Origin of the sequence: Sphingomonas sp. 1F27F7B (assembly GCF_005503355.1) — a bacterium.
Taxonomy (GTDB): Bacteria; Pseudomonadota; Alphaproteobacteria; order Sphingomonadales; family Sphingomonadaceae; genus Sphingomonas.
The window spans coordinates 17,049-30,113 of record NZ_SCMK01000022.1 but is presented as its reverse complement, the minus strand read 5'-3'; the positions used below and the strand labels follow the sequence as shown (position 1 = coordinate 30,113).

Sequence of the window (13,065 nt, the reverse complement as noted above, 5' to 3'; positions counted from 1 at the left end):
GCGGTGAAGGCATTTGAGCTAGAACTTAGGCACATACGATACGTTGTGACGGCCGCCCGGTTTGGAAGCTTTCGCAAGGCATCCTCACGCCTTGGGGTGCGGGAGTCGACGATCAGTCGACAGGTCAGAAACTTGGAGGACGGGCTGGGCTCCAGCCTATTTCTTCGCAAGAGGTCGGGCGTTTCGCTAACGCAAGCTGGCTCGATTTTTGTCGAGCATGCCGAAGCCGCGCTGAACGAGATTGATCGCGCGGTAGGCGATGTCGGCACGATAGGTCGCGGCAGGTCCGGTACGGTTCGCGTCGGCCTGTCATCCCCGCTCGCAACCGGGTTTCTCGGGGAGCTCCTTATTCGCTTTTGTCGGCAGCATGAAGCGGTGCAGCTTGAGTTTGTGGAAGGCACACATACACAGCTCTTCGAGGACCTGGAGCGCGGCAATCTCGATATCGCGTTCATGGCCGCGCCGCTTGACACTGGAAGCCTCGCCACCAAACGGCTGTGGAGCGAGGATGTGTTCGTCGTCTTGCCGGAGAGTGATGCACTCACGAAGAAGAGCGAAATCGCGTGGAGTGACATCCGGCTGAAGCAGTTCCTGGTGACCGAAGCTACGCCGGGACGCGATATCGAAGCGTTCGTTTTCCGGCACCTCTCCTCTATTGGATATTCGCCACGGATACAGCGTGACCGGGTGTCGTCACAGACCCTGATGCAGTTGGTTGCGATTGGCAGGGGCATCTCGATAGCAAGCCAATCGGTCGCGGAGACGGCGTTCCCCGGCATCACCTATCGGAGGCTCGAAGGTTGTGCGGTGCCCTTCTCGGCGGTCTGGTCGACCGAGAACGACAACCCGCCCTTTCGTCGGCTGCTGAGCTTGACGTCCGGGCAAGCAGCTACTGCATAATGGTCGAAGCCGCCGTTCCTGAGTTCCATTACCGCCAGGCGGTCTAAGCGGCGTCAAACAGTGCCGATCCCTCCCAAATATATATGCGATCCTTACGTCCCAGCGTCAGATAAAGCGCCGCCTTTATACGCGTAAAATTAGTGCTTCGCTGCATCTGCCCAATCAAATGGGGATGCAATATGCCCGGACCTGCCGATTTCTCTGCTATTCGCAAGTCGACGCCGCGACACAAACGGTGGTTGACATCGCCCTCGACCCTGGCTCTTGGAGTGGCGTGCGCTACGTTCTTCGGCGCGAGCGCGGCATATGCAGATCCGGTTCCGGCACCCAGTTTTGCTGGCCCCCTCGTCCCTAATCCTGACGCCATCGCGCTTGAGGCAGGACCGTTCGGTCAGGTTCTGGTGTCGGGCCAAGTGACGGGCATCGGCGTCGCGCAGACCAATGCAACGCACGCCGGCGGGATCGGCAACCGCGATGGCTTCGTCGATATCAGCAACGCGCAAGTCCAGTTTCAAACGACCCGGGGCCCGCTACAGTTCTATGTTCAGACGGGCATTTACTCCATCCCTTCGCTGGGTACGTCTTACCTGAAGGCGACCGAAGCGACAGAACAGCTTTTTGGTCCGGTTCCGGTGGCGTACGCGAAAGCGGTGATATCGCCCGAACTATCCGTGTCTGCCGGATTACTGCCGACGATGGTCGGCGCGGAGTCGACGTTCACCTTCCAAAACGTCAATATCGAGCGCGGCTTGCTGTGGAATCAGGAGCCGGCCATCAGCCGCGGCGTCCAAGTGAACTACGCCAAGGGAGCCGTCAGTGCGGCGGTCTCGCTTAACGACGGCTACTTTTCGGGAAAGCTGAACTGGCTCTCGGGCACGCTTTCCTACGCGTTTGATTCCTCGAATTCGCTGAGCTTCGTCGGCGCTGGTGCGCTATCGCGTAATGACAAATCCTCCTTCGCGACGCCTTTGGCGCAGAACAATAGCAGCATTTTCAATCTCATTTACACCCATACGAGCGGTCCGCTCACGCTGACGCCGTATCTCCAATACAGCCACGTTGGCCGCGATGATCAGCTCGGCATCAATCGTTCCGCCGATACCTACGGCGGGGCGCTGCTCGTTAAATACGCGATCGACAAGGAGTGGTCGCTCGGCGCGCGGGCTGAGTATCTGAAGACTAGCGGGGGAAGATGCGGATCGGACGCGTCGTGTGCGCCAACGAACTTGCTTTATGGTCCCGGAAGCAGTGCCTGGTCGCTGACCTTAACGCCGACTTATCAGAAAGGCATATTCTTCGCGCGAGGAGAGGTGTCGTACACTCGGATCGGGAACCTCGAGGCGGGCTTTGGCTTCGGTCGTGACTTCGATCGACGCGATCAGCTGCGCGCGCTGATCGAGACAGGCATACTTTTTTGAAGGCCGCACCGCGCTATCGCGCACGTGCGAGCTGATCGATGGGACCCGCGAACGCATAGTTGGCGCGATGATGGCAGCGAGCATTCATGATGCCGCATCTAGACGCGGAGTCGCGCCTGACGCTTCGGCGCTTCGCTACAAAACTCTGCGTCTCCTCTATTATTGGGCTATACGGCCGGGCGCATTATTTCCCAATGGTGTCGCTCGTGCTCTCGCTTTACTCGATCTGTAGCGCCGTCTTTGCAATCACGCTCCGTGAGAAATTCCTGAGGCGTGATGGGTTCAACCATTGGGACGAGGCGCTGTGGCTGCTTTTGGTTAGCACCGCTGTTCGCGTCATACACGGAATATACTGATGGGGTCGTCCCCGTCAGTCCGGAGCTGACTTCCTGGCGGCTGTGAACGCGCGATCGGTCGCGATGAAACGCTGCAACATCGGCGCTATGAGCTTGATCGGATCTGAAATGGTTTGCCGCTGTTCGCGCCCCAGGACCTCCGCGTAGAGCACCAAGTCGCGATGCAGCGAGGCCGGCAGTTCGAGCGACACCTTAACAGCCTTGTCTTCCAAGAGCGCGCCAAGCTTGAGCTTCGCCATGATCACCCTCCATATGGTTCGAGTACCAGATCCCGCGTCACGATCACCCTGACCGGGAAGCCCGGCCGGATCGTGAGCGTCGGAGCGACGTTAAGCTGGCGGCGAACGATCTGCTGACCGGCATCGTTGATCGTGTCCTGGCCACCATTGCGGATGGCTCGCAGCAGCCGGTCTTGATCATCGACGGCGAGTTCAGCACCGACGTTGAGGAGTGTGGACAGACCAGCGGCCCTGGCGAGATCCCACCAGTGGTAGTCCACGCCATCTTGAAGGCCGGCAAATCCTTGGGAGTCAGCTCCGGGTTGGCGTTCTAGCACGATCGAACGACCGTTCGGGAAAATCAGCCGGTTCCAGACCAAGAGCACGCGGCTCTGTCCGAATTGCACGCTGTTGTCGTACTGGCCCACGACGCGCGTGCCCTGCGGCACGAGAAGGATTCGCCCGGTCGGGCTGTCGTAGATGTTCTCGGTGACCTGCGCCGTGATCTGTCCAGGTAGATCGGAACGAATTCCGGTGATGAGCGCAGCCGAGATGACGGCGCCGGCTTGCAGAACGTTCGGAGACAGCGGCGCGACGACTCGATCGGGCGCCACCGTCCTGCGATCGGGCGCGGCATTGAGGAAGGCGTTCTGACGATCCTGGGCCGAAGGCGTTGCCGGCGGCGGCGCGAGCCCGAGGCTGGCGAGGTTTGGCGTCGGCGGAGGCACGACGGCCGGCGTTGTTGCGGGGGCACCGACGCGGGACTCCGACCCGGAGAACAGCCGGCTGGTCCGGGCGGTTTCGATTTCCTGAAGGCGCCGCTGCTCCTCTTGACTAAGCCCGGGATTCGGAGTCGCGATGCCAGGGGCCGGAACAGGCTGTCCGCCGTTCGCCGGGCTGAGCATCGGCCGGCCGAGATCGCCGGGAAGCGGTGGACCGAGCCGAGGAACACCGCTGTAATCGCGCGGCAGGCCCGCGAGCCCGTCAGCCGTCGAGCGATTCTCGGTCGAGTAGAGTTCCTCATTGGGTCGGCCGCTGTCGCGGGTTTGAAGCGCGTAGATCAAGGCGCCACCGAGGCCGAGGCTCGCGACGAGGCCCACGCCAGCCAGGACCTTGCGCGATAGCCGGGTGACGCGGGGTGGATCCGCGCGCAGCCGCATCGGCGCCGCGCTGGCCGGTTCGCCGGTCAACGGCTGCGCGTCGTCGTTGGGCGCATCCTCATTCCGGAGAGGGTTCTCGCTCACGAAGTCGGCCTCCCGTCGGTGCGTGTGATGCGAACGCGCCGCTGCCGATCGCCGGAACCAAATCGCAGTTCAGCGGCGGCGAAGAGGCGGTCGACGATCATGTGGTGCCCGCGCACGCGGTAGTTAACCAACTCTGAGGTGTCGCCTTCCGCGCCAACGACGAAGAGAGGCGGCATTTCGCCCTGACCGATGCCGCGGGGAAACTCGATGAAGACCTGGCGACCATCATCGAAAGCGCGCAAGGGACGCCAGGGTGCCCGATCACCTTCGATCGCATAGCGGAAGTTGACGTTGGCAAGATCGACACCGCTCGCCACAGGCTGCGCCGCCTGGGCCTCGGCGTTCTGCCGGCGCAGCGCAATGAGCTGGTCCTGCGGGTACTGCCAGGAGACCGATGCCATATAGGTGCGCTCGGTCGACCGAAGCTCCATGTGGTACGTGCGCATGTTGGTGTTGATGACGAGGTTGGTCATCAGTTCGGCGCGCGTTGGCTTCACCAGGATATGGATCTGCCGCGTCGCACCCGCGCCGCTCTCGGTGTCGCCGATGATCCAGCGCACGGTGTCGCCGGCGGCGACGGGGCCGGAGCCGACGAGCTGCTCGCCCGGCTGCAACGCGATATCGGTGATCTGACCGACGGCGGTATAGACCTGATAGAGTGCGCCTTGGGTGAAGGGATAGACCTGCATCGAATTGATGAAGCCATCGCGCACCGGCTGAATGCGCGCGGCGGCGTTGGCCTGGTTCACTCGCGCCGTCGGATCAGCGGGCTCGGCCGGACGCCGCGATGGCTCGACGCGCTGCAACTGGCCGGGCAGCGGCAGCGGGCGCGGCAGCTCGACCACGGTGACAGGTGCAGGCGGATCGATAGTCTGCACGGCGGGAGCCGCGTTGTCGTAGGAAATCTCGGGCGGCGGCGTGGTGGTGGCGCAGCCAGCGAGGGCAGTCGTCGCCAGCAGGATCGCCGGGATTGCGGCTCTGCGGAGAGCCGGAAATGCGAGACTGTGTGAAGCCGGGTTTCCGGCTTTACGGAAAGACGGCTTCATTGCCCAAGCTCCCGTGACCAATTTATTGCGTTGACGTAGATGCCGAGCGGGTTCGCTCGGAGGCGATCGGCGTTGCGGGGGATCTGGACCACGATCGTCAGGATCGCGGTCCAGCGCGTGGTCTCGGCGAGTTGGCCGTTTTCGTAGCGGCGCTCGACCCAGGCAACGCGAAAGCTGTCGGGTGACGCGCGAATGACGCTGGAGACATCGACGGCGATCTGCTGACGGCCTACCTTTGCGAACGGGTCGTTCGACCGCGCGTAGTCGTTCAGGGCTGCAGCGCCGCGGTCGGTCGTGAAATCGTAAGCTCGTAGCCAGTTTTGGCGGACGATGATGGCGTCCGCGGGAATCGATCGGACCTGCTCGATGAAGCGCGCGAGGTGAAAGGCGATTTGCGGATCGGTCGGACGATAGTCCGCCTGAGCGGGGGAAACCGCTTGCGCCTGGCCGAGCCGGTCGACTTGGACCACCCAGGGCACGATGGTCCCGCGGGCTGACTGTACGACGAGCGCGGTGGCGAATCCGGCTGACAGGAGCAACGAGCCAAACGCCATCAATCGCCAATTTTTGGCCTGGATGCGTGATGCGCCGATGCGCTCGTCCCAAACTTGGGCGGCGCGCTGATAAGGCGTCTCCGGCTCGGGGGCCTTGCCGTAATGGGTAGAGGGTCGTTTGAACATCAGCGATCGCCTTCGGACAGGTTGACGGACGAGCCACCGCCATGTGCGTCGCCTGAGCGAACGGCATGGGCTGTGGCCTGCGCGGCGTGGGTCATGTGTTGGGAGCGCCGCATGCGTTGCGCCCAGGCCGGAGCGCCGCCAGCGCGCGCGGGCGCTGCTCCGTCGCCGGCGGCATCACCGCCGATCGAGCCCATGGTGGAAGTTCCGCCTGTGGCTTCGAATGCCGCCTTGCCGCCAGCGCTGAAGCTGGAACGCATGCTTTCGGCAGCGCGCGACGCGGCACGGCGCAGCGGCGACACGGCGGCGCTGCCGCCGGCGCGGGCGACCCCGCCGAGCCCGGAAGCGACGCCGGCTGCACCGGACTGTCCGGCTGCGCCAAGGCTGTATGCGGTCGATGCGCCACCCGCGAGCGCGGCGCCGCCCCGGGCGGCGGCGGCGGCGCCACCAGCCAGTGCGGCACCGCCGGATGCGGCCGCGCCGACGGCGCCGGCGCCGAGAGCGACCATGCCACCGGCGGCAAGGCCCGTCCCGACGGCGGCGCCGGCGCTGAGTTGAGGACCGCCTGAGACGATCCCGCTGGCGATGCCGGGACCGAAGATGCCAAGACCGAGTAGCGACAGAGCGGCCAGCACGATCGCCATCGCTTCATCAATCGAGGGGTTCTGGCCGCCGAAACCGGACGTGAATTCGGAGAAGAGCGTCGAGCCGATGCCGATGATGACGGCCAGCACCAAGACCTTGATCCCGGACGAGATCACGTTGCCAAGCACGCGCTCGGCCATGAAGGCCGATTTGCCGAACAGGCCGAACGGGATCAGCACGAAGCCGGCGAGCGTTGTCAGCTTGAACTCGATGAGCGTGACGAAGAGCTGGATGGCGAGGATGAAGAAGGCGAGAAGCACCAGCGCCCAGGCCAGGAACATGCAGGCGATCTGGATGAAGTTCTCGAAGAACGACCAGTAGCCCATCAAGCTGGAAATGGAATCGAGCAGCGGCCGGCCGGCGTCCAGACCCGTCTGTGCGACCTTGCCCGGACGCAAGAGATCGGCCGTGGTGAAGCCTGTTCCACTGGCTTTGAGGCCGAGGCCCGCGAAGCTTTCGAAGATGATGCGGGCGAGGTTGTTCCAGTTGCCGATGATGTAGGCGAAGACACCGACGAACAGCGTCTTTTTGACCAGCCTGGCCAAAATGTCGTCGTCGGCGCCCCAGCTCCAGAACAGCGCGGCCAGCGTCACGTCGATCACGATCAACGTGGTCGCAATGAACGCGACCTCGCCGCTGAGCAGTCCGAAACCGCTGTCGATGTAGCGGGTGAAGACCTCGAGGAAATGGTCGATAACGCCGGTGTTGCCCATGACGTTACCGAGCCTCGTCGAGCTGTGGGGTGAGGCTTGGCGCGGCGGCCGGCGGCATCGGAGGGTTGCGCTCATCAGGCTGAGGGGTGAGGCTCTCTCGCGGCGCGGACGGCATGTCCGGCAAACGCTCGGCCGGGCGGGCACCGGGCGCGAGGAAGCGGTTTCGGTTCTCGGCCCATGCGCGGCGGCACGCCGGATCGCGCGGTCCGTCTTCGCCGAGCGCCTGGCAGCGGATCAGGGCGTCGCGCAGCGGATCGACCCGCGCTTGAACGGCGCGGCCTGACGACCAAGACGCTGGCGCCTCCTCTTTCCGCGTCATCTCGATCGCGGTCGCGGTGATCGCGACGGCGACGAATACCGCCGCGCCGATCCTAGCGAGCATCTTGCCGTCCATGGCCGCGGTCTCAGTTGCCGTTCGGGAACATGCGGGCGTTGCCCGGCTGGTAGCCGTTGCCAGGCGTCAGGAAGCGACGGCGTTGCTCACGACCCTGCTCGGCCGCGGCCGCACGCTCGGCCTCGGACAGACTCTGCGCACGGCCGTTGGCGGCCACGACCGCGGTGAGGTCGGCAAGCTGCTGCGCCTGCAGGGCGAGAAGCTGGTTGCCGGCCTGGGTCGCCTGCAGCGCACCGGCCGCGCCCTGGCTCTGCCCGACAAGCGCGGACATCTCGCTACGGTTGGTGTCGATGTTGCCGACAACGCCGGCCTGGACCCGCATGGCGTCCTGCAAGCCGCCGACGGTGTTCTGCCAGCGTTCACGCGCCTGCGCGACAAGCGCCTGATCGGAAGCCGACATCGATGCATTTCCGTAGGTGGTCTGGAACGCGCGATCGATTTGCTGGACGTTGAGGGCGATGCCCTGCGCCTGTTGCAGGAGCTGCTGCGTGCGCTGTACCGATTGCTGAAGCTGCTGAAGCGACGAGTATGGCAGGCTCGCAAGGTTGCGGGCCTGATTGATCAGCATTGTCGCTTCGTTCTGAAGCTGCGTGATCTGCTGGTTGACCTGCTGGAGCGTCCGCGCAGCCGTCAGCACATTCTGCGCGTAGTTCGTCGGATCGTAGACGATGCCGCCGAATTGGGCCGCCGCTGGCGTGCTGATAAAGAGCGAGATAGCGACTGGTGTCGCAGCGATGATCGTGGCGAAACGCAGTGCGCGAGAGCGCGAACGGAATGAGCGTGTCATGAGAATACCTCCTGATGGGCTTGGGGGATGACGTTGGTGAGGTTGGGAATGAGATCGGCAGCCCAGGCGAGCCGGCTCGAGATCAGCCATTCGGAGAGGAAGCCGTCGGTGCCGCTTCGCGCGTGAACCTCGGCGATCAGCGCTTGGTGCTGCTTGGATGAGGCTGCGCACAGCGCCAGCGCGACATCGGATAGTCCGAGCTCGAACAGGCGGTTGCCGCGCCGCGACTGGCAGTAATAGTCGCGCTTTGGCATCGCGCGGGCGAGGATCTCGATCTGCCGGTCATTGAGACCGAAGCGGCGATAGATGGCGGTAATCTGCGGCTCGATCGCGCGCTCGTTAGGCAGAAGGATGCGTGTCTGGCAGCTCTCGATGATCGCCGGTGCAATCGCCGAGCCGTCGATGTCGGAGAGCGACTGGGTGGCGAAGATGACGCTGGCGTTCTTCTTGCGCAGCGTCTTCAGCCATTCGCGGAGCTGGCCGGCGAATCCCTCATCGTCGAGCGCAAGCCAGCCTTCATCGACGATCAGGAGCGTCGGCCGTCCGTCGAGGCGGTCCTCGATGCGGTGAAAGAGATAGGCGAGCACGGCGGCGGCGGCGCCGGTTCCGATCAGTCCTTCAGTCTCGAAGGCTTGTACGTCTGCCTCGCCGAGATGTTCGGACTCGGCATCGAGAAGACGACCATAGGGGCCGCCGACACAATAGGGTCGCAGCGCCTGCTTCAGGTCGTTGGACTGGAGCAGGACGGACAAGCCCGTCAGCGTGCGCTCCGCAACTGGCGCAGACGCCAGCGAGGAGAGCGCCGACCAGAGATGCTCCTTGACCTCGGGGGTAACCGGCACGCTCTCGCGCCCCAGGATCGCGATCAGCCAGTCGGAGGCCCAGGCCCGCTCGGTGACATCGTCGATCCGGGCGAGCGGCTGAAGGGACACGCTGTCTTCAGCGCCTTCGGTAAGCCCACCGCCAAGATCGTGCCAGTCGCCGCGCATGGCGAGCGCGGCGGCGCGGATCGATCCGCCAAAGTCGAAGGCGAAGACCTGTGATTGCGCATAGCGCCGGAATTGCAGTGCCATCAGCGCCAGCAGCACGGATTTACCGGCGCCGGTCGGGCCGACGATCAGCGTATGGCCGACGTCGCCGACATGGATCGAAAGCCGGAACGGGGTCGAGCCTTCGGTTCTGCCGTAAAGCAGTGGGGGTGCATCGAAGTGCTCGTCCCGTTCCGGTCCCGCCCACACCGCTGACAGCGGGATCATGTGGGCGAGATTGAGTGTGCTGATGGGGGGCTGGCGGACATTGGCGTAGACATGGCCGGGCAAGGAGCCGAGCCAGGCGTCTACGGCATTGATGGTCTCCGCCATCGCGGTGAAATCGCGCCCCTGAACGACCTTCTCGACCAGCCGCAGCTTCTCGGCGGCGATGCGCGGATCGTCGTCCCATACGGTGATGGTGGCGGTGACATAGGCTTGGCCGGCATAGTCGGCGCCGAGTTCCTGCAGCGCCATGTCGGCGTCGGCCGCCTTGTTGGCCGCATCGGTGTCGACGAGCGCCGAGGCTTCGTTAGTCATCACCTCCTTGAGAATGGCGGCGATGGACTTGCGCTTCGCGAACCATTGCCGACGGATCTTGGTCAGCAGCTTGGTCGCATCGGTCTTGTCGAGAAGGATGGCCCGCGTCGACCAGCGATAGGGAAAGGCCAACCGGTTCAACTCGTCGAGAATGCCGGGCGTCGTCGCGGTCGGGAAACCGACGATGGTGAGGATGCGCAGGTGCGTTTGCCCGAGGCGAGGTTCGAGTCCGCCGGTCAGCGGTTGATCGGCCAGAAGAGCGTCGAGATACATCGGCGTCTCAGGGACGCGGACACGATGACGCTTCGTCGAGATGGTCGAATGTAGATAGGTGAGTGTTTCGGCGTCATCGAGCCACGCGCATTCCGGCATGAAGGCGTCGATCAGATTCAAGATACGATCGGTACGATCGACGAAACCGCGCAGCACTTCGCGCGCGTTGACGCCGCCGTGGTCGCGACCCTCGTATAGCCATGCTTCGGCACGCGCCGCGTCTTCGGCCGGCGGCAGATAGAGGAAGGTGAGGAAATAGCTGGACTCGAAGTGCGCGCCTGCTTCCTCGAAGTCGGCCTTGCGTTCGGCGTCGACCAGCGCAGAGGCGCTGTCGGCGAACAGGCTGGAGGGATAGGTTGCGGCGTCGTGGCGTTGCGCTTCGACGAAGATGGCCCAGCCGGAGCCGAGACGTCGGAAAGCGTTGTTGAGCCGGCCCGCGACTGCGACCAGCTCGGCCGGCACGGCGCTGTCGAGGTCAGGACCGCGGAAGCGCGCAGTACGCTGCAGGCTACCATCCTTGTTGAGGACGACGCCTTCTCCGACCAGGGCGACCCAAGGCAGGAAATCGGCAAGCCGCGTATTGCGATTGCGATATTCGGCAAGGTTCATCATCGCGTCGTTCCCTCAGACCGACAGGTGACCGGGGACGCGCAGATGCTTGCGCACGACGTCGACGAACTGCGGATCGCGTTTGGCCGCCCAAACCGCCGCGAAATGCCCCACAGCCCAAAGCCCGAGGCCGACTAGCCATAGGCGAAGGCCGAGGCCGAGCGCGGCCGCCAGCGTGCCGTTGAGGATGGCGAGCGAACGCGGCGCGCCGCCGAGCAGGATGTGCTCGGTCAGCGCCCGGTGTACGGGAACGGAGAAGCCCGGCAGCTCGCCGCCATGATCCGCGCCGTCAGCCATCAGACGAGCGCCCCGCCGCCAAACGAGAAGAACGACAGGAAGAAGCTCGACGCCGCGAACGCGATCGACAGGCCGAACACGATCTGGATCAGCTTGCGGGCGCCGCCCGACGTGTCGCCGAACGCGAGCGTCAGACCAGTGATGATGATGATCATAACGGCGATGATTTTCGCGACCGGCCCCTCGATCGATTCGAGGATTTTTTGAAGCGGCGCCTCCCAGGGCATGGACGAGCCCGAAGCGTGGGCGGCGGGTGCCAAAGCGAGCGAAAGAAAAATCATGCACGCCGCTGAGGCGATGTGCTGGCGGATACGCAAAGCGGGTTTGATCATGACGGGTCTCCTGCGGAGGGCTGGCTTGCGGGGGTGATGCGGTAGTCGCCCTCAGGGCCGAGACCTTCGACGCGGGCGAGTTCGGCCAGGCGACGCGAGGCGCCGCGGCCGGAGAGCACGGCCACCAGATCGATCGTCTCGGCGATCAGCGCGCGCGGGACGGTGACGACTGCTTCCTGGATTAGTTGTTCGAGACGCCGCAGCGCTCCGATCGCGGTGCCGGCATGGATCGTTCCGACGCCGCCTGGGTGCCCGGTGCCCCATGCCTTCAACAGGTCGAGTGCTTCGGCGCCGCGGACCTCGCCGATCGGAATGCGATCCGGCCGTAGGCGGAGCGAAGAGCGGACCAGATCGGAGAGCGAGGCGACGCCGTCCGTCGTCCGCATCGCCACCAGATTGGGCGCAGCGCATTGCAGCTCGCGCGTATCTTCGATCAGGACCACGCGATCCGAGGTCTTCGAGACCTCGGCGAGCAGAGCGTTGGTGAGCGTGGTTTTGCCGGTCGAGGTGCCGCCGGCTACGAGAATGTTGCGCCTGTCGGCCACGGCCTGACGGAGGGTTTCGGCCTGACCAGCCGACATGATCCCGGCCGCCACATAGTCGTCCAGGGTGAACACCGCGACGGCGGGCTTGCGGATCGCGAAGGCCGGCGCGGAAACCACCGGGGGCAACAGCCCTTCGAACCGCTCTCCTGTTTCGGGCAGCTCGGCCGAAACGCGCGGAGCGCCGGGATGCACCTCGGCGCCGACATGATGCGCGACCAGGCGAATGATGCGCTCGCCATCGGCGGGGGACAGTCGTTCACCCGTATCGGAAAGACCTTCCGACAGCCGGTCGACCCAGAGCCGCCCATCGGGGTTGAGCATCACCTCGACGATCGCGGGATCTTCCAGAAACGTGGCGATCGCAGACCCGAGGGCTGTGCGCAGCATTCGCGCACCGCGAAGAATCGCTTCCGATTTCTGGTGAGTTGCCGCCACGTCGTCCCCGTTCTCTTGCGGGTCCGCGATGTGCGGCCCTGGATCGGGGATGAGTAGAAGAGGCAGAAATCATGGCCTGACAACAACCGTCGCATGGCCGTCGTACTGTGGCGTACAAAGACAGGAGAACGGCGGAACGCCCGAATACTTGCGGCGCGCGCGTCGATGATTATTCCGCGTCGCGCGCGGGCGGGATGTCTTCCGAAATCTCCTGTCTGAGCTTCGGTCCTGTCGCGAGTCGACGGCCGAGCGCGGTCACGAAGGCTTCGTAGCGCTCCGCCGCCTTCGCACGCGCCGCAACCTGGGCCGGCTCGGGCAACGGCGGATTGGACGTCAGCCAGAAACGGATGAACACGGCGAGCGTTTCGACCGATATGCCGAGATCGCGCTCCATGCGCGCCATTCGCCGGTCGAGCTGATCGAGCCGCTTTGTGGTCGCTGCTTCCTGCCGTTCCGCGGCGTCTGGCGAAAGGAAGGATGCGATGCCGGCCTCGGCAACCAGCGACAGCGAGAGATCGCGTCGAGCTGCATGGGCCGCCAGTGCTTTCATCACGTCCGGGTCGAGATAGACGGAAAGGCGCTGCTTCTTCGGCGGCTTGCTCACGGGC

The 13,065-nt window shown here is 64.4% G+C and carries 14 protein-coding genes; 2 read left to right on the top strand and 12 right to left on the bottom strand.

Annotated elements, in window-relative coordinates; all coding sequences use genetic code 11:
• The first annotated feature begins 3 nt into the window (after window positions 1–3).
• A complete protein-coding gene (locus FFS08_RS18035; protein WP_283214636.1) occupies window positions 4–900 on the top strand; it encodes a LysR family transcriptional regulator in 897 nt (298 codons plus the stop codon).
• Window positions 901–1,079: 179 nt separating this feature from the next.
• Complete coding sequence (locus FFS08_RS18030; protein ID WP_111467803.1) at window positions 1,080–2,318, top strand: outer membrane beta-barrel protein; 1,239 nt, start codon at window positions 1,080–1,082, stop codon at window positions 2,316–2,318.
• A 370-nt stretch (window positions 2,319–2,688) separates the two neighbouring features.
• Here the strand turns inward: FFS08_RS18030 and FFS08_RS18025 are convergent, their stop codons facing one another.
• The 12 genes from FFS08_RS18025 to FFS08_RS17970 form a co-directional block, all read right to left on the bottom strand.
• The gene (locus FFS08_RS18025) at window positions 2,689–2,913 is read right to left on the bottom strand and encodes a DUF2274 domain-containing protein (RefSeq protein ID WP_137863681.1); all 225 of its coding nucleotides are present in this window, start codon (window positions 2,911–2,913) and stop codon (window positions 2,689–2,691) included.
• Window positions 2,914–2,915: 2 nt separating this feature from the next.
• Window positions 2,916–4,052, bottom strand: a complete 1,137-nt coding sequence (locus FFS08_RS18020; RefSeq protein ID WP_207802764.1) for a TraB/TrbI/VirB10 family type IV secretion system protein — start codon at window positions 4,050–4,052, stop codon at window positions 2,916–2,918.
• 80 nt (window positions 4,053–4,132) lie between these two features.
• On the bottom strand, window positions 4,133–5,182 hold the full coding sequence (gene trbG, locus FFS08_RS18015; protein ID WP_111467805.1) for a P-type conjugative transfer protein TrbG: 1,050 nt from the start codon (window positions 5,180–5,182) through the stop codon (window positions 4,133–4,135).
• Window positions 5,179–5,862 carry a conjugal transfer protein TrbF gene (trbF, locus tag FFS08_RS18010; RefSeq protein WP_111467806.1) on the bottom strand — a complete coding sequence of 228 codons (684 nt, stop codon included), beginning with the start codon at window positions 5,860–5,862 and terminating at the stop codon, window positions 5,179–5,181. Before trbF ends, trbG begins: the two co-directional genes overlap by 4 nt.
• The gene (gene trbL / locus FFS08_RS18005; RefSeq protein ID WP_111467807.1) at window positions 5,862–7,217 is read right to left on the bottom strand and encodes a P-type conjugative transfer protein TrbL; all 1,356 of its coding nucleotides are present in this window, start codon (window positions 7,215–7,217) and stop codon (window positions 5,862–5,864) included. The genes trbF and trbL overlap by 1 nt, the downstream gene beginning before the upstream one ends.
• Window positions 7,218–7,221: 4 nt before the next feature.
• Window positions 7,222–7,611 carry a putative entry exclusion protein TrbK-alt gene (gene trbK-alt, locus FFS08_RS18000; RefSeq protein ID WP_099957428.1) on the bottom strand — a complete coding sequence of 130 codons (390 nt, stop codon included), beginning with the start codon at window positions 7,609–7,611 and terminating at the stop codon, window positions 7,222–7,224.
• A 10-nt stretch (window positions 7,612–7,621) separates the two neighbouring features.
• The gene (trbJ, locus tag FFS08_RS17995) at window positions 7,622–8,398 is read right to left on the bottom strand and encodes a P-type conjugative transfer protein TrbJ (protein WP_137863682.1); all 777 of its coding nucleotides are present in this window, start codon (window positions 8,396–8,398) and stop codon (window positions 7,622–7,624) included.
• Entirely contained in the window at window positions 8,395–10,851 is a 2,457-nt protein-coding gene (gene trbE, locus FFS08_RS17990) for a conjugal transfer protein TrbE (RefSeq protein WP_137863683.1), read from the bottom strand. Before trbE ends, trbJ begins: the two co-directional genes overlap by 4 nt.
• 12 nt (window positions 10,852–10,863) lie before the next feature.
• Complete coding sequence (locus tag FFS08_RS17985; RefSeq protein WP_099957431.1) at window positions 10,864–11,145, bottom strand: VirB3 family type IV secretion system protein; 282 nt, start codon at window positions 11,143–11,145, stop codon at window positions 10,864–10,866.
• Window positions 11,145–11,477 carry a TrbC/VirB2 family type IV secretion system protein gene (locus FFS08_RS17980; protein ID WP_111467809.1) on the bottom strand — a complete coding sequence of 111 codons (333 nt, stop codon included), beginning with the start codon at window positions 11,475–11,477 and terminating at the stop codon, window positions 11,145–11,147. Before FFS08_RS17980 ends, FFS08_RS17985 begins: the two co-directional genes overlap by 1 nt.
• Window positions 11,474–12,409: a P-type conjugative transfer ATPase TrbB gene (gene trbB / locus FFS08_RS17975; RefSeq protein ID WP_341538222.1), complete on the bottom strand. Its 936-nt coding sequence runs from the start codon at window positions 12,407–12,409 to the stop codon at window positions 11,474–11,476. The genes FFS08_RS17980 and trbB overlap by 4 nt, the downstream gene beginning before the upstream one ends.
• A 217-nt stretch (window positions 12,410–12,626) precedes the next feature.
• On the bottom strand, window positions 12,627–13,061 hold the full coding sequence (locus FFS08_RS17970; RefSeq protein ID WP_111467811.1) for a CopG family transcriptional regulator: 435 nt from the start codon (window positions 13,059–13,061) through the stop codon (window positions 12,627–12,629).
• Between the last annotated feature and the right edge of the window lie 4 nt (window positions 13,062–13,065).